This window comes from Psychrobacter sp. AOP3-A1-26, from assembly GCF_052378235.1.
Lineage (GTDB): Bacteria > Pseudomonadota > Gammaproteobacteria > Pseudomonadales > Moraxellaceae > Psychrobacter.
Genome location: NZ_JBQSXN010000033.1, coordinates 1 through 22042 on the forward strand (window position 1 = coordinate 1; position 22042 = coordinate 22042).

Consider the following 22042-nt stretch of genomic DNA (forward strand, 5'->3'; position numbering starts at 1 on the left):
ATCGCCCCATCGGACTGCTGATAGTTGACACCTCGAATAAGCCCCGTACGGCTGGTCGGTGAGCGATCAGCGGATAATGTGGTCAAGCATATGGGTTTGCCGATTAAAAGCAAACAATCGTAATGGTCTAAGAAATCATAAACAAACACAAGTATGTCAATGTGATCGCTACCATTCAGTGTACTCATACCCGTAAAGGCAACGGGATAAAAGGCAGATTTACTAAAATTGGAGGTATCAACGGTTATATTATGTAGGCGAGCGGTCTGAGAAGGCATAGTAGAGGTACCGTGACGGCTTATTTTAGACCAAGAAAATGGTTGAATGAGAAGTTTTTCTAAATTATTTGCTAAGAAAAGTATAGAGTTTATTGAAATATTGGAGACCATCCCAGATTCTGTGTAACTGCCCTTTAGATTAAATGCTTACTGATACGACCATCAAACATAATCATAAAACGATTAAGAGCAGACGTCCAGTTACGAATTGGCATCGACCACCTCGACGACGCCTGCTGGGTTGCTAAGTACACTACTTTGAATGCCGCCTGATCAGATGGGAACACCTTACGCTTATTCACCGCTGTCCGAATCACACTGTTCAATGATTCTATAGCATTGGTAGTATAAATGACTTTTCTGATATCTTTAGGATACTCGAAGAACACCGTTAAGCCCTCCCAGTTATTACGCCAAGACTTGACCACGTGCAGGTATTTCTCGCCCCAAGTCTCATCAAAGTGCTCAAGATTAGCCTCTGCCATCTCAAGCGTATCAGCGCCGTAGATGGCTTTTAAATCAGCCGCTACGGCCTTCTTATCCGTCCACGGTACAAACTTCATTGAGTAACGCACCATGTGTACGATACACAGCTGAACCTGTGCCTTTGGATAAACCGTATTGATGGCATCGGGGAAGCCCTTTAGACCATCAACACAGGCAATGATGATATCTTGCACCCCGCGGTTTTGTAGTTCAGTGAGAACGCCTAGCCAGAACTTAGCGCCCTCATTCTCTGATAGCCACATACCAAGCAGCTCTTTCTTACCATTAAGTCCCACGCCTAGCGCCAGATAAATAGCCTTGTTGATGATCTGCTTGTCTTGACGTACTTTGACGACAATGCAGTCTAGGTAGACAATAGGATAAACGCTGCTTAGAGGCCTGTTCTGCCAAGCGGTGATGTCGTCTAAGATATTATCGGTGACTCTTGAAACCAATGTGCTTGAGATGTCGACATCGTAGAGCTCTTTGATGGTTTCGACAATCTCAGTAGTGGTTTGGCCTTTGGCGTAAAAAAATATGATTTTATCGTCAAGACCTGAAATACGGGTTTGATGCTTGCTTACTAGCACAGGCTCAAAGCTGCCACCGCGATCTCTTGGGGTGGATATCTCAAGATCGCCTGTGTCACTGCGGACGGTTTTTTTAGTGTGGCCGTTGCGCTTATTAAGTTTATCTGCTTTCTCATGCTTGGGGTAGCCTAGATAATCTTCCATCTCAGCTTCTAGTGCAGTGTCAATAAACGATTGCATGAGCTGCTTTTGGAAGTCTTTGATATCATCAAAGCTATTCATGCTACCAGCCATTTGCTCGGCCAGTTTTTTAATGTCAGATTGAGTAGTCATTGCTTATTCTCCTGTTATTGGATTATAAGCAGTTACACACTTTTTAGGAAAGGCTCAAATATTGTCTATTAATAACACTTTGTTATCAAGAAAAATATTATTTTATTTAAAGAGTCTATAATGATGGTTTGCGATTGTTAGCTGCATTATAAAAACTCATCGTTATTAACATTAACGTGATTAATAAAGGTAATGTTCGTTGGATTGTTTAATATTTCTACTTAGACAATCCACGCAAATTATTAGTATAATCTTTCTAAATTCTCAACAAAACATCACTGTAGCCTATTATGACGCTAAAGCCTTTATTCGTATCTTTGTTTATCTTACCGCCATTTACTATGACTGCCTGCGCGAAAGAGCCTGCGCCTTCAGCAGATAGTAGCGGCATTCCACAAACCCGTAGCGATCTAACGGCAGATGAAAAAAAGCAGTTGGATGAGTTCTTAGTGAAGCAAAAAGAAAACATGCGCTTTATCGAAGGCGGTAGCTATGAGATGGGTGACTTTGGACATAAGCTCGATTGGACTGGTGGTCTACCCATATCCAGCGAATACGATAGTAAGCCCCTGCATAAGGTGACACTTGATAGCTTTAGTATGAATGCTTACAAGGCAACTTATGATGATTTTGATATTTATAGTATGGCGACAGGTCAAAGAAAAGAAGGAATGCAGTTATCAGATGAAGAGTTACGCCAACCTAATGTAGCAGTAGGTATCAACTGGCAAACCGCACAACACTATTGTCAATGGTTGGGCCAACAGTTAGATGTGCCGATGAGTCTGCCAACCGAGGCTCAGTGGGAGTATGCCGCCCGTAATCGTGGACAGTTTGTACTGTTTCCAACCGATAATGGTAAAGTGGATGCAGGGCGTAATATAGCAACTTTTGAGCAGCAAAAAGAGTTAAGACAAAAATACAATACTGTCTTTATGGATGTTCCTCTTGTCGGTATGTTTCCACCCAATCCCTTAGGACTTTATGATCTCATTAACCAAAACTATGAATGGACGATGGACTGGTACGCTGCTGACTACTATGAGCGTAGTCCTGAGCTCAATCCAAAAGGCCCCAAGATAGGAACTGAAAAGGTCGTACGCTCATTGAGTACTATGGAAGGTGGTGCTGATAACATTAGATTGGGCATAGGACCAGTTACCGTTCTTCGCACCAAACGTCTACCTGATCCACCCTTGATAGATAATGATCCAAGAATGAATCAAAACAGAAATACCTCTTCACGCTGCGTTGCTAACTCTTTAAAGCCTTTAAGCTAGAATTTTTAGTCTACTTTTGGTTTAGTACAACCTATCTAAACTTTGATTTTATCAAACGAGCGATTATTATATTGTTGGAGATTGCTAGTTGTATAAAAGCTGGGGTTGGTATGCTATTACCCTATAAAAGTTAATAATAACCAATCCTTTTTATTAACCCAATCTATCTCGACAGTAGTTTAATATATCTACTTAGACAATCCACACAAATTATTAGTATAATCCTTCTGAACTCTCAACAAAACATCACTGTAGCCTATTATGACGCTTAAATCTCTATTCGTACCGCTGTTTATATTACCGCTATTTACTATGACTGCCTGCGCTAAAGAACCTGCGACTTCAGCAGATAGTAGCGGCATTCCACAAACCCGTAGCAATTTAAGCGATGATGAAAGGCAGCAATTAGCAGACTTTGTAGCTCAACAAAAAGAGAATATGCAATTTATCGAAGGGGGCAGCTATGAGATGGGCGATTTTGGTTCTAAAGTGACTATAAATGATGGTGGCCCTATCAGGAGTGAAAGTGACAATAAACCACTACACAAGGTTACGCTCGATAGCTTTAGCATGAATGCTTATAAAGCGACTTATGGTGACTTCGATATCTATAGTATGGCGACTAAACAAAAAAAAATTGGTATGCAAGATACTACGATAGAGCTACGTCAATCTAATGCTGCTGCTGGTGTAAACTGGCAAACGGCACAGCAATACTGTCAATGGCTTGGTCAACAGTTAGAGGTTCCAATGAGTCTACCTAGTGAGGCGCAGTGGGAATATGCCGCACGCAATCGCGGTAAATATATATTATTTCCAACCGATAACGGTAAAATAAATGGTGGACGCAATATATGGACGTTTGATGAGAAGTCAGCACTCTCAAGAAAATATAATACTAATTTAGCTATACCTATTGTAGGACTATATCCTCCTAATCCTTTGGGTCTGTATGACATGACCAATCAAAATAATGAATGGATGAATGACTGGTATAGCGAGGATTACTATGCCAACAGCCCTGAGCATAATCCCCAAGGCCCTGACACGGGTACTGAAAAAGTTTTGCGCTCAGTAAACGCTGAATGGGGTTCGGCAAGAAACATATTAGCCAATGGGTCAATTACTCTAATGCGAATAAAACGCTTGCCTAATCCACCGTTGATAGAGGAAGCACAAGATGCTAATCAGAATGCTTTTACCTCAGCTCGCTGCGTAGCCAATAGCCAGCAAGTGATAAGTTGATCATTTGTACTATACTTTTATATTACTATATACCTTAAGCGTGATAAGTACCATCAGCTGCTTGGTTTCTTGGATTTAGTAAGCTGGTATCAAAGTTCTGAGGGTTTTTAGCTGCATAAAAGCTAGGGTTGATATAATCAACTTTAGCCAACATACGGTACTTCTCATAAGCAGGATCAGTATTAAGGACTACACGCTCGCCTTTAGGATAGTAACCTTTGATAAGTCTACCTAACATATTGAGATACTGATCTATAAAGGTATTGCCAGTATCGTTTTTTTCAGTGATTTTATCTGCTTTGATATCATTTAATAGTGTGAGCAAGGGCGTGTCTATATTATTAAGACCATAACTTAAAAACCGCAAAATATGTGCTTCATTTTCTTGGCGAAAGCTTTTATTAGAGCGGCCGCTTAACTCTTGCAAATGATAGTCTTTTACTCCATCCCTGTTCATGTGCTGTAGTACATTGTCCCACTCAGGATAAGTGGTCACCGTAGTAAAAATTTCTATAATGGCTTCTTTACGTTCAGTGAGCAGTCTTATACTAAATCCATCAAAAATACTAAATTCAAACTCAGGCCAGCTAAGTGTATGACTGTACCACCCATGGCGACTGATGTTGTATATCAGTATGCCTTTACCATTGGGCGTAGCGCATAATAGCATTTGCTTTTTCTCACCCTTCATAATCTCAATGGCTAGATCATGCCGCTTTGAATCAGTATCTAAGGCATTAGAAAAAGCTCTGAATCTTGTTCCAATATTTATTAGGGATTTAGAAACACTAGAGTTACTTCCTAAATAAATAACAGAAAACTGGGTCAATGCGATAAAAGCCTCTTCTAGGATATGGACGACTTTACGGAAGCCTGCATTAACTAACTGATAGAATGTCCACCTAAGAAACGACTCAATATGACCACCATTCACTTCAAATACAAGCCCAAGCTTACCACCTCCCCCGTAGCAAGCAGCGGCTTTGGCTCTGATTTTAAATTTGCCTGCTCGAGCGTCAAGGAACACATAAAAGTCTAAGGAGCCTCCGATGCCAAAGCTACCTGCAATAGTTGCCGATACTGAGGCAAAAGAGACAAAATTTTCTTCTTCTGGCGGTAGCCACTCTATACCACCCTTTGGCTCTATTCCTCCTTCTACACCGATAAATGCAGAGATAGCTACAGACCCTTTTACGTTATGCTTTTCTTGTAACTGCTCTATCTCATCATCACTGGTTGGATGATTAATATCTTTATAGTCTAGGCTAAGAGCAGGCATATTTTTATTTGCATCCCATGCACTCGTCATTGTTTGCTTAGGGTCACGAGCTGCTGAGACCAGTTTTTGAGCACCGTCTTTTATTTTTATACTACCAGCACCTTCTATTCCAATATTGACCCCTGCAAATCCACTAATCTCACAAGAAACTATCAAGCGCAGTGAGCCTAAGTCTATTTTGATACCATCTTCAAAAGTGGCTTTTAAGTGCCATCCTTCCAATGAAGGTAGCGCCATTATAGGAGAGATACTCGCCTCACATAGAATAAGCTTACCATTTGCATTAAAGCCGCCTTCGATACCTATTTTGTCATCAAGGTTCCAATCTGCTGAGCCATTCATACCAGCGCCACCTACCATTCGTAGCCACTGTGCCTCGCCATCTACTTGGTATTTATCAGATTTGCTAATGAGTTCACTGATCTCATTAGCTGAAGAGGGTAATAGATAGTCTAAAACGTTTAAGTCTATTTCCCCTTCAGTTCCTAGCTCACCTTCAATTGAGGCAGATATCTCTTTAATCCTATCAGCAAGCGCCTCTTTAGCAAAGCCTGCTGGATTATATAGCAGGCTTGGTTTGTCTGTTGGCGGAGGGTCGCCTTCAGGAGTAGGAATGTTTGTCTGTGATTGGTTGATACGTGTTGGCTGGATTGTATCTTCGAAATAATCTCTTCTCACATAGCGTCGTTCAATAGTGGTTCCATTTGAGTCCGCACTGGCAACGGCTGTCTTGACTAAGAATATTTCTTTCATATCAGCAATTGTCGAAAAATCCTGCTCAATTTCATCTTGAGCGTCTGCTTCTGCCCTTATCATTGCATCTTCTGCAGTTTTTAGCATACTAGCATCTCTAGCTTTGAGCGCGTCTGCTACTTGGGATCTTTGCATGTGCACTTTTGCCATTAGTTTATCGACATTGCTTAGGTTTTTAACAAGGTTTTTGTAGTCATTACTTCTAAATACAGACAACTCCTTACTTTCAAGATCATAAACAATAGGAAGTCGGGTATTGGCTGCTAGAGTAGCTTTATTTTTAGGGTTATTCAGACCCGTACTACATGTCCTAGTTTTTATCTCAATAACATGATAAGGATCTTCGCCTTGATGCTTAGGAATGACTACTTCTTTTTCTTTTAAAGTTAACTCACAGCCTTTTAAAGATACTTTGACGGTTCGACTGAAATTTTGAACAAAGGGCTTAATGCGTCCATTTTTATCGGTCGTTCTCGTATCTCCTTGCTGTTTGCCATTTTTATCGACCAGCCAGACTTTAACGTTAGGGATACCTTTATTGTTGTTATCTATTACTTTAAAGCCAACGAAGGTTTCTAGGCATACGGCATATAACGTAGTTGTACCATCGTGTTTTATAATTGAGTTTTGAGAGTTTTGATATTTTTTACGAATTTTGACATTTAAATACGAAGAAGAACCTTTTGGCTTGATTTTTATTTGATAACCTTGATCTTTTATGGCTCGGAACGGTGAGGTCATACCATCCTTGTCTGTTTGGCGGGTTTTTATCACTGTACCTTTATTATAGATCTTATAATCTAGTCCAGAAATCACCTCTTCTTTCTTTGAACCATCAATATCATAGTATTCGTATAAAACTAAAAACCTAAGAGGATCTTTTGATTCAACTTTTAATAAGTGGGTTTGACCAACAAGCTGAGTATCTTTACCCAGTACCTTTGGAATCTTTGCTTCAACATCTAAATAATAAAAAGTACCTTTTGGATATAATTTGGAAATAAGTATTCCAGTGTTGATAATACCCTGAGAGTTTGCTGTAAATGTCGTTTTGTCAGGATTACCTTTTGTATTTTTAGCAACAAATAGTATGATTTTTTCATACTGAGCAGGTGTGCCATTTGCATCAAGAATTTTTATTTCTAATCGTTCAGCCATTACTCATCATCCTCAAAACTTAGCTCAAACCCTTCGTGTTCGTCGCCAACGATATGTATACCAACTTCCTCAGGGGTATCGGTTACTACTTGTTCGGTACGACCTTGCGCATCTGTCTTACCTTTTTTGACCGAACCATCTTTCATAAATAATAGATACTCAGTATTGGCGATAGGCTCACCAAACATGTCCTTGGCAACATATGTTAGGTACGACTTGATATCTGAACCGCCTAGTGAAGGAAGCGTTGGTGTAATGTTCGCCCCGCCTACCAAGTCCTTCTTCACCGCCTGAACCTTAATCATCCCCGGACACACCAGCTTAATCCCGCTGTCATCAATCGTAATCGACGCCCCAGCACTAGTTTGCAGCTTAATCCGCTTAGGACTCGACACATTCACCTGTCCCGACTCACTACCAATCGTCATACCTTGCTGACTATGTAATTGCAACTCACCGCCTTGTGCCTGTATCGCTAGTGGCTCTCTATTGGCACTGATATGTAGACCAGATAGAACGGCTTGACCACCAACCCCAGCGAGCGAGTCAATCGTATTTGCCGTCAGCATATAATTTCCTGCCACCACATCCGATTGCGTAGCGCCTGACTGTCTGACTATTGTTTTTGCCGTCCATAGCGTATTACTTGCGGAAGCAAGGATGCTATCTTTGCTGACCAGCATCACATCAGCAGCGCCTAACACTTCCGTATTGAGCGTCTCATCTATAATTTGAGCACTGGTTTTAAAGGCTTCTATCGTTTGGTTGGCATCGCTAAGTGCTGCCGTGGATTGCAAGTGCGCCTGCTTGGCATCGAGAAGCGTCTCATTTAGCTCAGTGCCCAGTTTTAGTTGACGTTGTCCTGCATCATTCACCCACGCTGACTCATGCTCGCCTTGTGTGTGTTTTAATCCGAAAGTGGAGAGCAGGACGCCAGACTCACCAGTGATTTGTAAGCCATGATCGCTTGCCAGATTGATCCCTTGACCACTGGTTGATGATTGATGATTGCTATAACGATGCCGCAGTGTGCCAAGCTCAAGCACATGTTCATCAGGGGCAAAGGTGGCGCTGTCGGTAATCGTTGGATTTTCGCTATTGGCTTTGCTGCCTGTATTCACCGTCCACTGTAGTCCGACTTTGCCTGGCGTATCATCAAAGCTTAGGGTCACCTCAGAGTCAGAGCTCAATCCATACTGGGCAATACCTGATAGCCAGCCACTGTGGCTGTCATCATCATTAATTTGCGAATGACCGAGGCCACCACCATGCCATCTAGGAGAAGATCCCCCTTGCAAGTTGTGTCTATTCGATAGTCCGCTATCACGAGTGGTGATATCTTTCTCATCGACATCACCCATACCGATACCGTCATACAAAGATCTGCTAATCACCGGACTGTCGATATCACCGTACCAGTGAGTTAAGAGGACTGACTGTCCCAAACGTGGGGCGAACTGCCAGCCATGAGTGCTACCCGATGACAGTTGCAGACTACGTAGCGGCGGGGTAGTGCCGTCATCGTGAGGACTGATGCCTGAGTAGACTGGAGTGGTGATGGTTTGTTGTAGATTATCAGTGCTGACACTAGAGTCGTAGCTAGGGGAGGCTGATAAACTGGTGTCACCAGTACGTGCTTGAGTCAGTCCCATATAGGTACTACTGGCAAAGGACAAAGAGCTGGGATAAGGGGTGTAGGGGATAGTAGCGTCAAGCAACGTCGCTGATACCCAAACCCCAGTGTCACGAGCCATATCAAAGCCATGATCAGGTATAGACAGATGAATGGCGTTTGTGGTCTGGCGCTGCAGGTGCTGAGCAGTGCGCTGTAACCACTCTTTGATGAATATTTGATGATGATACGAGACACTATCGTTGTCAGGCTCAATACCGATAAAGGTTACCGCCACGCAGTGAGTCGATAAGCTACCAATGGAGGGCAGGTTATTGATACTCACGGGGCTACCGACACTAAGACCACGCAGGGCACCCGTCGCTTGATAGGTTTCGCGTTGACAGTGGTTTGCAGACACCCATTGCTGTGCCATATAAATAGCGGCATCATCGCTGTGCACTCGAGACGGTGCAGCGAGTAGTACAGTCGTATCCTCTGTCGCAAGCGGCGATTCATCTACTGCTTGACCTTCATAAATGGTATCCGCCGCTAAGCCATCCGCTCGTACGATTACCTCGTAACTACCCAGCTGTTGTGAATTCATTTGTAGCGCATTGACGCTATCTTGACCTGACTGTACTGATGATTGAGCATAGCTGTAGTGTAGTGGAATTAGCTCACTTTCATCCAAACCACTGATCAACCACCAGGTACCAAGCTCATCAACAGAATCCCCTGATACCCACAAAGTAGATATGCCAATATCAGCAAGCAGTCCAGTAATAAAGTCATAATCACTGACGTCCGACTGGGTACGCATGGGTAAAAGTGCAGATAAGCGCGCAGATGATTGACTGTCCGATGACAAGAGAGACTCTGACACCTGCCAATCTATCTCGTAATCACTCAGGATGGTGGTCACAATATCGAGCGTCGATTGATTGATAAAACGGCGGGTATGTATCGACTGGGTCAATTGCCAATCGGGGCTAACGATATCTAAAGTATAGAAATGCATCGCCCCATCTGACTGCTGATAGTTGACGCCTCGAATAAGCCCCGTACGGCTGGTCGGTGAGCGATCTACTGATAATGTGGTCAAGCATATGGGTTTGCCTATTAAAAGCAAACAATCGTAATGGTCTAAGAAATCATAAACAAACACAAGTATGTCAATGTGATCGCTACCATTCAGTGTACTCATACCCGTAAAGGCAACGGGATAAAAGGCAGATTTACTAAAATTGGAGGTATCAACGGTTATATTATGTAGGCGAGCGGTCTGAGAAGGCATAGTAGAGGTACCGTGACGGCTTATTTTAGACCAAGAAAATGGTTGAATGAGAAGTTTTTCTAAATTATTTGCTAAGAAAAGTATAGAGTTTATTGAAATATTGTCAAGTATATGTATAATCAATCCCATTGATTTTTTATACTTAATAAACTTTAGTTAAACTATTTGCCTTTTAAATCCCTTTCTTATTATATTTTTAGTGATGATACTGTTCTTATGAATCCTATTTATCGTACTAAACTTGCAACCGCAGGTCTGCTATCGGTCTTACTTGGCGCATCTTTATTGACAACAGGCTGTGGCAAGACTGGTAAAAAAAGCGTGCAAACCACAGTAAGTACACCAATTGTTAAGCAGTTAAGTGAGCCTTCGCTGGCCTATCTCTCTGATACTACAGTGGCGGATCAACGCAGTAGCGAGGCGTGGATGGTTATTGCTAACAAGAATTACGAAGAAAAACGCTATGCAAGGGCGTTGAGAGCCGCTAATGAAGCTTTAAGTATCGACAATGAGAAAGTTGATGCACGTCAGATTGCTATGCTTTCAGCGGTCAAAGTGATGGGTAGTAACATCGACGCTTATAGCGATGATGCGATGATGAATAGTGGTGATAAAGCGACATTTAATGAAACGCTAACCAATATCACAACCTTGATTAATGCGTCTAATTAAGACAATTCAAGCAAGCGGATACATTTATTTCATACTAATAATGGCGAGCACCGACTTACGATGACCCATATCAAAAGCAGTATCAGAGTTAGTTTTAAGCTACCCAAAGCATTTTTGGCGGGTCTAGTTATCATGGGCTCAGCAATGACTACCGCACATAGTGAGCTTGTTGTACAAGAAAAAGACCCCGGCTCTAGCATTATAAATCAATTCGAGACACTCAAAAATGCTGATGCAACATCACCACAGTTGCATCAATTGATTGCAGACTTAAACCAACGGCTGTCGCGAAATCCAAAAGACTCTTTAGCATGGGAGATTTTGGCGCAGATTTATTATAACAATGACTATCACGCTTATGCTGTTTATGCCGCCAGTGAAGCCATTGATTTGGGTCAAAGTACTGCTAAGCTAAAAAAGATACTACTCAATAGTAGTGCTATCGTCTCCCAAAGCCAACTGCAATCAGATTATCTAACCGATGAAGTGGATGCAGCGTTTTTGAAGGAGTATCAGTACGCTTTAAGTAAGATATATGGTGGTATCCACGGTTTTAATTACGACGAATCTTTGCCGAAACCACCAGCAGTCATAAGAAATAAAAGTACTAAAACAAAAAATCGATTAAAAAATCAGCGCCGTGCCTCTGCGAAAAAAACATCGGCTCCTATTAAAAGAAAATCGGCCGTAAAACAACCTTCACGCCAAGCGCCAAAAGTTAAGCCTGTTACTAAACCTTCACCTACCAAAAAAAGTAACGCCAAATCTTCTGATCCATTCAGTATATTGCGTTCAAACTAGACATTGCTGAGGTAACTTATTATGGCAAATCAAGACAGTGTACAAAAGAAACTCGCAAAAGTACGTGCGCCTCGGGTGCATCTGACTTATGACGTTGAAGTAGGCGATGCGATCGAAACCAAGGAAATCCCTTTTGTGGTTGGCGTGTTGGGCGAGTTTTCAGGAGATTCCGCACTTGAGCAACCGCGCTTTAAAGACAAAAAGTTTGTCGAAGTGGATTTGGATACCTTTGACGAGGTAATGTCAGGTTTAGCGCCGCGTGCGACATTCCGAGTACGTAATGATTTGACTGATAAAGGCGGCGAATTTGCGGTTGATTTGGCATTCAATGGTATTGATGACTTTCGCCCCGAAGCAGTTGCTGATCAAATTGAGCCGTTAAAACAACTGGTACAAGCACGAGATCGCCTAGCTGATTTACGCAACAAGATATCGGCCAATGAAAAACTTGAAGACCTATTAGACGATGTGCTTAAGAACACTGAGCAAGTCAAAAAAATGGCGGAACAAAATCAAACTGACGGTGAGGATTAAACGATGAGCGCCCAAGCCCAGCAGCATATAGCAACGGATCCATTGAATAGCGACAGCTATGATTTGCTCGAAGAAATCGTCAATAAAAGCAACGTTGCCAAGTCCGACGATGAAAAAAATCGTGCCAAGTCGCAAATCGCAGAGCTTGCCAATGAAGTCATGCAAGGCACGGTGACGTTGTCAGAAAATTTAGCCGCATCGATTGACGCTCGTATTGCCCAAATTGACGCGCTGATTTCTAAGCAGTTGACCACCGTCATGCACGCGCCTGAGTTTCAGAAGCTAGAGTCTAGTTGGCGCGGTCTGCATTATCTATGTAGTCAAACGCCCTCGGAATCCATGCTAAAAATTCGCATGATGAACACCAGTAAACGTGAGCTAACCAAGGATTTTCAGTCTTCAATCGACTTTGATCAAAGCACCTTGTTCAAAAAGATATACGAAGAAGAGTTCGGTAGCTTCGGCGGCGAGCCGTATGCTGCCATCGTTGGCGACTTTGAATTTACTCGTCAAAACTCTGATATGTATCTGCTTGAGCAATTGTCTCATGTCGCGGCCGCTTCTCATGCTCCTTTTGTATCGGCTGCTTCTGCTGAGATGTTTGGCTTAGATTCCTTTACTGATATCGGTCGCCCACGCGATTTATCAAAGATATTTGAAACGGCTGAATATATACGTTGGCGCGCATTCAGACAGTCAGAGGATGCTCGTTACGTGGCGCTGACAGTGCCTAGCTTTTTAGGCCGTCTGCCTTATGATCCTAAAGACGGCACAGTGGTTGAAGGTTTTAACTTCACTGAAGGCGTTTCTGGTAATGATCATGATGATTATTTATGGGTAAATGCGGCTTATGCTTTCGCTTCGCGATTGACCTCAGCTTTCTCTGATTATCGTTGGTGTGCTGCCATTCGTGGTGTTGAAGGTGGCGGCTTGGTCGAGGGCTTACCTGTCCATACCTTTAAGACGGATGAAGGGGATTTAGCGCTTAAATGCCCAACGGAGATATCTATCACCGATCGCCGTGAAAAAGAGTTAAGTGACTTAGGGTTTATCCCGCTGGTCCATTGCAAAAATACCAATTATGCGGCCTTTTTTGGCGCGCAATCAGTGCAAAAAGCTAAGACTTACCAAAATGACGATGCCAACGCCAATGCGGTGCTGTCGACTCAGCTACAGTACATCATGGCGGTATCACGTATCGCCCATTACCTAAAAGCGATGATGCGCGATAAAGTAGGTAGTTTTTTAGCGCCTGGTAATGTTGAGTCGTTCTTGAATGACTGGATTTCTCGTTATGTCTTGCTAGATGACGGAGCCTCACAAGAAGCAAAAGCCCAGTACCCACTGCGCGAAGCTTCTGTACAAGTTGTAGAAGTGCCAGGTAAGCCTGGTGTCTACAAGTCCGTGGTTTTCTTAAGACCACACTTTCAACTTGACGAATTGTCTGTTTCTTTGCGTCTGGTCACTCAACTGCCGCAGTCTAGCAACAGCTGATCGTTTATTAAAATCCAACGTTAACATTAAACTTCTCAAACAAGGTATGTGATATGAAAGATATTTATATTCAGTTCCGTGGTAAATATAAAATTGATGGCGAATCTCGTGACAGCGAGCATAAAGGTTGGCTTGAAGTAAATACTTGGGATCATTTGATCCGTCAGCCAAAGTCAGCGACAGCCAGCAGCGTTGGTGGTCATACTTCTGAGCGTTGTGAACACGCTGACATGACCTTTATGAAAGATTTGGATTCTACCAGTCCTAAACTATGGGAAGCGTGTTCTGCTGGTTATACTTTTGATGAGATTCAAATCGATTTTTATCGTGCCAACGGTGATAAGCGCGTTAAATACCTAGAAGTAAAGCTTAAGCATGCCATTATCGCAAGCGTTGAGCCTACCGTACGTTCAGAAGGTGTTCCAATCGAAAAAGTCGGCATCAAATATGCGGCGGTTGAGTGGACTTATACCCAGCAAGATATCGACGGTACCGCCAAAGGCGCCGTCACTAAGAAGTGGTCGCTAGCCAATAACACTGCTACTTATACCGCCTAATTGAGGTCGTATTAGGTGTTATTTATTTATCGTGTCAATGAAGAAAGGTTTATATCTAGGCCTTTCTTTTTTGTTTTTACCAATAGGAATAATCGTATCAATGAATTACGCTGCCAAAACTTCTAATAAAGAAATTGGGTTTCGCCCAAACTTGTTTGAGCAACTATTCGATGACCAGCCTCGTCATCTGGCACATGAGCTGGTGGTTCGCCGCCTGAATATTGAGGAGTTAAAGACTTCTGTCGCTCAAGATTTAGAGGCGTTATTAAATACGCGCTGCGTGGTGTCGAGTAAGCTGCAAGGCTATCAGCATGTGCGCTCATCGATACTGAATTTTGGTATATTGGATTTTGTGGGCTTAAGCAGTGCCAATCCTGTTGACTGTGATTATATCTGTCGACAAATCGCCCAAACGGTTGAACAGCAGGATACCCGACTAAGAAACGTGCGCGTATCGTTAGATATAGGTGCCGTCGATGTCAATCAGCTTTGCTTCTCAATTGAAGCCTTACTGAAAGTTTATCCAGCACAAGAGCTGGTCAGTTTCGATGCATTCTTTGAGCCAAGCTCTCAGCGTTACTTAATAAAATAATCATTATTCACTGAATGAAAAAACCACTATTACCGCTCAATCTATACAGTTAGCAGCGATCAATATATTGAGGCGTCATGGACAGTCTACTTCCTTACTTCGAGCATGAGCTGAGCCTGTTTAATAAACAGTCAAAAGAATTTGCCAAGAAATATCCAAAAATAGCCAATCGGCTATTGATGGGGCACGATACCGTAGATGATCCACACATTGAGCGCCTTATTCAGGCTTTTTCGCTGATTAGCGCGCGCATCAATAAAAAGCTGGACGACTCGTATTCCGACTTTACCGAATCTTTATTGGAAGTCGTCTATCCTGATTACCTCAAACCCTTCCCATCTGTCTCTATCGCCCAGTTTAATCTAGGGGTGCAAGGTAATGCGATGAGCGAGGCGGTTTTAGCCCCTAAACGAAGCACATTTGCCACCCAAAAAATAAATGGCACACCTTGCCAGTTTCAGTCAACCCAAGATGTGACTTTGCTACCGCTACAGATAGACAGCGTCGACTTTGAGACTCGCCAAGAAGTATACGACAATCAGCATGGACTGCTGAATGGCTGTATCAGTATTAAGTTTAAAGGTCTTAATCCGAGCTTTGACTATCAAGCTTTATTAAATCACACGCTAGACTTGTATATAGATGAAGACGCCAGTCAGGGCACCAGTCTATGGGATTTATTATGGTGTGATGTCAAGCAAACCCATCTGCATGGTAGGCAAGTTAATAACATAGCCGGTAGCCCGTTTGAAATGATAGGTTTCGACCCTGAACAGCAAATTCTCCCCAGTCATCGGGTGAGTAATGCGGCTTCTGCCTTATTAAAAGAGTACTTTTATTTTCCTGAAAAATTCAACTTCTTACGCCTTAATCTTGGCAAAGTTTGTCCTAATTTAAAGATTGATAGCAATGGCTTTGAGATTCGCTGTTACTTTAAATTTGATAAAAAAAACACTATTCGGCTAAAAAACCTGCAGCAATTAAGTGCCAGCAGTATTAAATTGTTTTGTACGCCCGTCGTCAATCTATTCAAAGCCGCCGCCAAGCCCATTCAAGTGACCCATCGTTCTATCTATTATGATTTGGTGCCCGACACTCGTGCGCTGTTTCAACACGAAATCTATGAGGTCAATAAAGTCATAGAGTCCAAACAAAGCGACAATCGTTTGCTACAGCGTGAATACCATCCATTTTATGCGCTCAATCACTATGAGCAGCAAGACGACGGTCGTTACTACCATATCAAACGTGACAAGGATATGGCTGAGTTCAAGCAGGGTTTTGAATATCAGATTATGTTTGTAGAGAAAAACCGTGAAGACTTGTCAGGCGCGGTGAGCATGAGCGCCTCTTTGTTATGTACCAATAGAGATTTGCCTGCACAGGTGGTGTTCGGTCAAAGCCGCGGTGATTTGTTTAGTGAGGGAATGACAGGTTTTAGTAGTTTATCGTTATTAAAGCAACCGACTAGAACAGCACGGTTTGAATATACAGGCGAGGAGCGTTGGCGCTTGATATCGCTGATTAGCCTAAATTTTTTATCGCTTGCTGCCCAAGATGCCGAGCTGATGAAAGAATATTTGTCGCTCTATGATATTACTCAATCTGCTTCCAATAAACTGTTGGTTGAAGGCATTATTTCTGTCGCCACCAGTATCAAAGCGCGACGTATTCAGCGTTTGCCGCAACCGGGGTTTGTGCGCGGGACGGTGATTGATATTCAAATTAACCAAAAGAACTTTGCTGGGGTCAGTATCCGCCAGTTTGCCCATTTATTGGCGCATGTGTTTGGCTATCACGCCAGCTTAAATAGCTTTGTTGAGGTGTCTATCAGTGATGCCGTTACCAAAGAGGAGATATATAGATGTCAGCCACGCAGCGGTCTCAGTCCTCTTATTTAACCGATCTAATGGCGGCGCCGCAAGCCTATGAGTTATTGCAAGCGCTGCGTTTGGTTCGCCATGAAGTCAGTATGGGACATGCGCCTATCGAGGTGCGTTATCGTGCCTCGTTGTCATTGGCCTATCCGCAAGCAGAAATTGAATCGATGTCGCTCATTGCTCAGGACAATATGCAAGACGGTGGCAGCTCATTAAAGAATGGTCAATTAAAGGCCAGTTCATTAAGGGCTAGGCAGATAGAAGTTTGCCCCGCAGTTATCGGACTGACTGGTCCATTGTCGGCCTTGCCAGCGATGTATACCGATCATCTGGCGTCGCGAGTACAACACGCAAAAGATAAAGCAGCACCGGCATTTTTAGATTTGTTTAATCATCGTTTGACAGATTTGTATGTCCAAGCAAGCTGGTTTTACAACCTGCCATTACAGTATGAACTAAATGATAAAAAGGACAGCTATCTGCTGAGCTTGCGAGCGCTGGCACGGCAGCCGAAGAAGCTAACGGCAATCGATAGCTTGATTGCCTATGCTGGCATGATTAGCCCAGGACGTTTGACCGCCGATCAGTTAGCGCATGTATTGTCGCATTTTTTAGATAGCACGGTCAGTGTTGAGCAATTCGTGCCCGAATGGTTTGATCTGCCAGCAAATGAGCAAACAGCCCTCGGTGGACAGCATGCCGCACTTGGGATATCTGCGTTTTGCGGTGCGCGTGCCGTGCAGTTTGATAGCAAAATTAGAATCGTCTTTCATCAGTTGGATGCCAAGCGCTATTTAAGACTATTACCAGCAGGGGATATGTACCGAGTTATCATTGATTTTATCCGTAAATGGTGCGGTGTTTGCCTGGCGGTCGAGATGCAACTGGAGCTGGACAAGCAATATATAAGCCCTTTGTCATTATCAGAAAGCAGCTTTGGTGGCTTGGGGCAGGGTGGGTTTTTGGTATCAAAGCCTGCCACCGAGCACTATGATGATACCCGCTATGCGTTGCCTATTCAGTAGCACTCGTATCGGTTTTAAAGTGAATCAACTATAAGTTGCTTGTTTACTAATAACGCTCAATAACCACTCTAATTTTGATACATCAGTTTAATAAAATGCTAAAGGGAAATATTTATGAGCCAGTTAAAAGCTGTAATCACCCGCTTGAGTCCGAGTTGCCGACAGTGTTTGCAGCAAGCGGCTAGGCTTTGTATCAATAATGGGCATCGCGAAGTTGATACTGTTCATCTGCTGCATGAGCTGATTGCTACGCCGCACAATGATGTGGCTCAAATACTCAAAGTGAATAAAATTAATCAGCAGTCATTACTAGCAGATATAACTGATTTGCTAAATACCTTTGGTCAGGCAACAGGCTCAACGCCTGTATTCAGTCAAGACTTGATGGCGCTGTTAGAAGACGCATGGGAGCTTGCCAGTAGTCAGCATAGTCAAGATGAGGATAACAATAGCCCACTAGAGATTCGTTCTGGACATATATTATTGGTGCTATTGGCTTATCAGCGTTATCAGCCATTACTCAAAACTCTCCCTGAGCAACTCCAGTATATCGATCGTTTTACCCTAAAAGATGATTATGAGCATCAATGTCTTGGCAGTACCGAAGGCAGTGGCTCGGCTAATATGACTAATAAAAGCGCTGATATTGATGACAACCATGCAGGAACTAAAGCGTCTTTAGACGCAGAGCAAGCAAATACCAAGCCAACCCCTGCATTAGATAAATATACCTATGACTTAACGGCTAAAGCTGATGCTGAACAAATAGATCCGGTCATTGGCCGTGAGTTTGAGATTCATCAGCTTATCGATATTTTGATTCGTCGTCGCCAAAACAATCCTATTTTAACCGGCGAGGCTGGCGTCGGTAAAACGGCAGTGGTAGAAGGTTTGGCGCAAAAGATAGTCGCCGGTCAAGTGCCTGATCAGCTCAAAGAGGTGACGATACGTAGTCTTGATATGGGACTATTGCAAGCAGGAGCAAGCGTCAAAGGGGAGTTTGAAAACCGTCTAAAGCAAGTTATCGAGGAAGTACAAGCCTCGGTACAGCCGATTATTCTGTTTATCGATGAGGCGCATACCTTAATCGGTGCTGGCGGGCAGGCAGGTCAAAATGACGCGGCGAATTTATTGAAGCCTGCGCTGGCTCGTGGTGAGCTAAGAACCATTGCGGCGACGACGTGGTCAGAATATAAAAAATACTTTGAAAAGGACGCAGCGTTGTCACGCCGTTTCCAAGTGGTCAAAGTCGATGAGCCTGATATTGAGACAGCAGTAGCGATGATTCGTGGGTTGAGTGCCAAGATGCAGGATCATTTTGGCATATTAATCGATGACGATGCGCTACAAGCGGCGGTTGAGCTATCGGCACGTTATATCAGTGACAGGCAATTACCGGACAAGGCTGTTAGCGTATTAGATACGGCAGCTGCGCGGGTGAGCTTATCAAAGACTGCCATGCCCAATCAGCTGGATAAGTTACAAGCTAAGGGCGTGCAGTTAGAGCAGCATATCAATAATCTCAGCCAGCAGCTTGAGCGTATCGGTGGCGTGGACGAAAAAGAAAAGGTCAGCCAAAAGATTGCTGTACTTGATGAGCAGCGTCAGGCCAATCAGCAAAACATTACTGATATGACCAGCCGCTGGCATGAACAGCGTCAGCTTAATGACCAGCTTGATGCGCTCAATCAACAATTAAGTGGCAAGGCAGATGGCTCTGATAGCCTTAGTGCAAAAGAGCGCTTGGACAAACAAGCTGAGTATCAAAATATCGAGCAGTCGCTAAAACAGATACAAGAAACGCAGCGCCTCATCCATCCTGTATTGGATCGGCAGGTCATCAAGCAGATTATCTCAGATTGGACCAGTATTCCACTTAACGATATGGCAGGTAATGAGAAAAACCATATCTTAAATTTGGCTGATACCTTACAAGCACGCGTCATCGGCCAAGATCATTCTGTGGCCGCTATCGTTAAACGCATTCATACCGCCAAAGCGCGCTTAGATGATCCCAACCGTCCGCAAGGCGTATTTATGCTAGTAGGACCAAGTGGTGTGGGTAAGACTGAAACCGCGCTGGCGCTATCAGAGGTGTTGTACGGTGGTGAGCGTAATCTTATCACCATTAATCTATCAGAATATCAAGAAGCACATAGCGTTGCTTCATTAAAAGGCTCGCCGCCAGGCTATGTTGGTTATGGTGAAGGTGGTGTATTGACAGAAGCGGTCCGCCGTCGCCCTTATAGTGTGTTGCTACTTGACGAAGTAGAAAAAGCCCATCCAGACGTATTGGATTTATTTTATCAGGTCTTTGATAAAGGGGTGATGGAAGACAGTGAGGGGCGTTTGATTGATTTCAAAAACACCCTTATTTTATTGACCAGTAATATTGGGTCGTCTGCAATCATGCAGCAGTGTATCAATACCGATCCGAGTGTTACGGACTTTAGCTTACCCGACAGCGATAGCCTAAAGCAGGTCATCAATCCGCATCTGTACAAAGCCTTTAAACCCGCGTTTTTAGGTCGTTTGACAGTGATACCTTACTATCCATTGACTGATGACGCGCTGGCAGAAATTATTCGCTTAAAGCTGGATAAAATCACTGGGCGTATTCATGACAATTATGACGTGCCTTGTGTCATCGATCCTGAAGTGATTGAGCTGATTTTATCGCGTTGTCACGAGGTCGATTCTGGTGCACGTAACGCCGATGCGATTATCAGCCATACCTTGCTACCGCAGCTGGCGGGTCAGCTACTGGCTCATGATGACAGTCAAAGTGTGCTAAAGAAAATTACCGTATTTGTCGATGAGGACGATAATTTTGCCTATCGTCTCGATACTGATGCCGTCGTGGCGCTCAATCAAATGGCGCAATACAGCGAAGATGAAACTGGAGATCAGGTTGAGAAATCGCCAAGCAAACCCATTTCAGCCAAAAAGTCTGCCGTTAAAAAACCTGATGTCAAAAAGTCGACAGTGAAAAAAACAGCCAGTAAAAAACCTACTAAAAAGGCTATTAAAGAGGAGTCACTATAATGAACACTGATAACTCTTTAGCAGTCAACATTGAGACCCTTATCGCGCCTATCGATGGCAGTCGTCATGGGGTCGGCGAAGATCTAATGTTTGATCCACGTATCGATGCCATCGTTGCTGCTCGTCAAGAGGATGATCCATTACTGGCGCAAGGCAACTGGGTCACTGAGCTAAAAGTGGCTGACTGGGATTTTGTCAAAAACCAATGTGCTGAGTTGCTCAGCCATACCAGTAAAGATATCAAGCTGGCACTTTGGTATGTCGATGCCTTGAGTCATACCGATCATTTAGCAGGTATCAGTCAGGGTTTGAGTCTATTGCAGGCGCTGAATGATGAGTATTGGCTGACCATGTATCCGACGTTAGATGGCGAGGAAGACAGTATGGATATCAGGGCAGGGCTGCTGTCATGGTTCGTCAAGGCGCTCACTGATGATATCAAGCAACTGTCGCTTGCTGATACCAAAGCAGGAAATTACAATTATAACTATTATCTAACCGCGCGTGATCATGATAAGCAGCGTCAGCAAAACCCCGATAGCGAAACGTCCAATCAATTAACGCTGAGTGACTATAATCATGCCATAAAGACCAGTAGTGAGACTTGGCAACAAGCACTCATGGCCGATCTTAGGGCAGTGACTGAGCAGTGGCAGACACTGACTGATCAGCTAAACGATCTGATGGGTATGGATGCACCGGTATTCGCACCAGTCACGGATTTATTGGTGGCACTGACCCAGCATCTGCGTCCATTGATACCAGAGTATTCTGATGATAATAGTATATCCGCTCAAGAAAGCGTAGCCGATACTATGGACAGTATTGGTGAAAGTGCGATGTCGGATAGTAGTGGACAAGCTGCTAGCACAAAAAATATTAGCTCAACCAGTTTTAATCCTAGTAACCGTGATCATCAAAGCAATCGTCGGCAAGCGCTTAAATTACTGGGTCAAATTCAAGACTATTTTGCGACCAATGAGCCGCACAGCCCGGTGACTTTTTTGCTGGGTCGTGCTATTGACTGGGCCGATATGCCACTGGATCAATGGCTCACCCATATCATCAAAAACGAAGACCAGCTGGCGACGCTATCTGACATGATTGGCATTCAGCCCAAACGTGATTCATCTGACGATGGTTATTAATTGAATCAACGACAAATGAATACTTGGTTAATGGGCAATCTGT

At 43.4% G+C, this 22042-nt stretch carries 16 protein-coding genes; 12 read left to right on the forward strand and 4 right to left on the reverse strand.

What is annotated here, in order from left to right; genetic code table 11:
• A partial coding sequence (locus tag ACT3TU_RS07365) for a hypothetical protein (protein ID WP_444784206.1) occupies positions 1-278 on the reverse strand: 278 nt, incomplete at its 3' end.
• Positions 279-412: 134 nt separating this feature from the next.
• Positions 413-1627, reverse strand: coding sequence for an IS256 family transposase (locus ACT3TU_RS07370; RefSeq protein ID WP_444784207.1), 1215 nt, complete (start codon positions 1625-1627; stop codon positions 413-415).
• A 290-nt stretch (positions 1628-1917) separates the two neighbouring features.
• Between ACT3TU_RS07370 and ACT3TU_RS07375 the strand changes: the two genes are divergently transcribed.
• Together ACT3TU_RS07375 and ACT3TU_RS07380 are read left to right on the forward strand one after the other, a co-directional pair.
• The gene (locus ACT3TU_RS07375; protein WP_444784208.1) at positions 1918-2907 is read left to right on the forward strand and encodes a formylglycine-generating enzyme family protein; all 990 of its coding nucleotides are present in this window, start codon (positions 1918-1920) and stop codon (positions 2905-2907) included.
• 261 nt (positions 2908-3168) lie between these two features.
• Positions 3169-4152: a formylglycine-generating enzyme family protein gene (locus ACT3TU_RS07380; protein ID WP_192529200.1), complete on the forward strand. Its 984-nt coding sequence runs from the start codon at positions 3169-3171 to the stop codon at positions 4150-4152.
• Positions 4153-4186: 34 nt separating this feature from the next.
• On the opposite strand, the gene ACT3TU_RS07385 is transcribed toward ACT3TU_RS07380, so the two are convergent.
• Both ACT3TU_RS07385 and ACT3TU_RS07390 read right to left on the reverse strand, forming a co-directional pair.
• A complete protein-coding gene (locus tag ACT3TU_RS07385; protein WP_192529201.1) occupies positions 4187-7342 on the reverse strand; it encodes a hypothetical protein in 3156 nt (1051 codons plus the stop codon).
• Positions 7342-10251, reverse strand: coding sequence for a contractile injection system protein, VgrG/Pvc8 family (locus ACT3TU_RS07390; RefSeq protein WP_192529202.1), 2910 nt, complete (start codon positions 10249-10251; stop codon positions 7342-7344). Before ACT3TU_RS07390 ends, ACT3TU_RS07385 begins: the two co-directional genes overlap by 1 nt.
• Before the next feature lie 216 nt (positions 10252-10467).
• Between ACT3TU_RS07390 and ACT3TU_RS07395 the strand changes: the two genes are divergently transcribed.
• The 10 genes from ACT3TU_RS07395 to tssA all read left to right on the forward strand — a co-directional run bounded on the left by ACT3TU_RS07395 (position 10468) and on the right by tssA (position 21999).
• On the forward strand, positions 10468-10923 hold the full coding sequence (locus ACT3TU_RS07395) for a hypothetical protein (protein ID WP_192529203.1): 456 nt from the start codon (positions 10468-10470) through the stop codon (positions 10921-10923).
• Positions 10924-10983: 60 nt separating this feature from the next.
• A complete protein-coding gene (locus ACT3TU_RS07400; protein WP_192529204.1) occupies positions 10984-11724 on the forward strand; it encodes a hypothetical protein in 741 nt (246 codons plus the stop codon).
• 21 nt (positions 11725-11745) lie between these two features.
• A complete protein-coding gene (gene tssB / locus ACT3TU_RS07405; protein WP_192529205.1) occupies positions 11746-12258 on the forward strand; it encodes a type VI secretion system contractile sheath small subunit in 513 nt (170 codons plus the stop codon).
• Between the two features lie 3 nt (positions 12259-12261).
• The gene (gene tssC / locus ACT3TU_RS07410) at positions 12262-13752 is read left to right on the forward strand and encodes a type VI secretion system contractile sheath large subunit (protein ID WP_192529206.1); all 1491 of its coding nucleotides are present in this window, start codon (positions 12262-12264) and stop codon (positions 13750-13752) included.
• Between the two features lie 53 nt (positions 13753-13805).
• Positions 13806-14309 (forward strand): Hcp family type VI secretion system effector, encoded by a 504-nt coding sequence (locus ACT3TU_RS07415; protein WP_192529207.1) that lies wholly within the window; start codon positions 13806-13808, stop codon positions 14307-14309.
• Between the two features lie 100 nt (positions 14310-14409).
• Positions 14410-14901, forward strand: a complete 492-nt coding sequence (gene tssE / locus ACT3TU_RS07420; protein ID WP_192529208.1) for a type VI secretion system baseplate subunit TssE — start codon at positions 14410-14412, stop codon at positions 14899-14901.
• 77 nt (positions 14902-14978) lie between these two features.
• Entirely contained in the window at positions 14979-16802 is a 1824-nt protein-coding gene (gene tssF, locus ACT3TU_RS07425; protein WP_192529209.1) for a type VI secretion system baseplate subunit TssF, read from the forward strand.
• The gene (gene tssG / locus ACT3TU_RS07430; RefSeq protein ID WP_192529210.1) at positions 16766-17806 is read left to right on the forward strand and encodes a type VI secretion system baseplate subunit TssG; all 1041 of its coding nucleotides are present in this window, start codon (positions 16766-16768) and stop codon (positions 17804-17806) included. The genes tssF and tssG overlap by 37 nt, the downstream gene beginning before the upstream one ends.
• 114 nt (positions 17807-17920) lie before the next feature.
• A complete protein-coding gene (tssH, locus tag ACT3TU_RS07435) occupies positions 17921-20851 on the forward strand; it encodes a type VI secretion system ATPase TssH (RefSeq protein ID WP_192529211.1) in 2931 nt (976 codons plus the stop codon).
• Positions 20851-21999, forward strand: coding sequence for a type VI secretion system protein TssA (gene tssA, locus ACT3TU_RS07440; RefSeq protein ID WP_192529212.1), 1149 nt, complete (start codon positions 20851-20853; stop codon positions 21997-21999). Before tssH ends, tssA begins: the two co-directional genes overlap by 1 nt.
• The last annotated feature ends 43 nt before the right edge of the window (positions 22000-22042 follow it).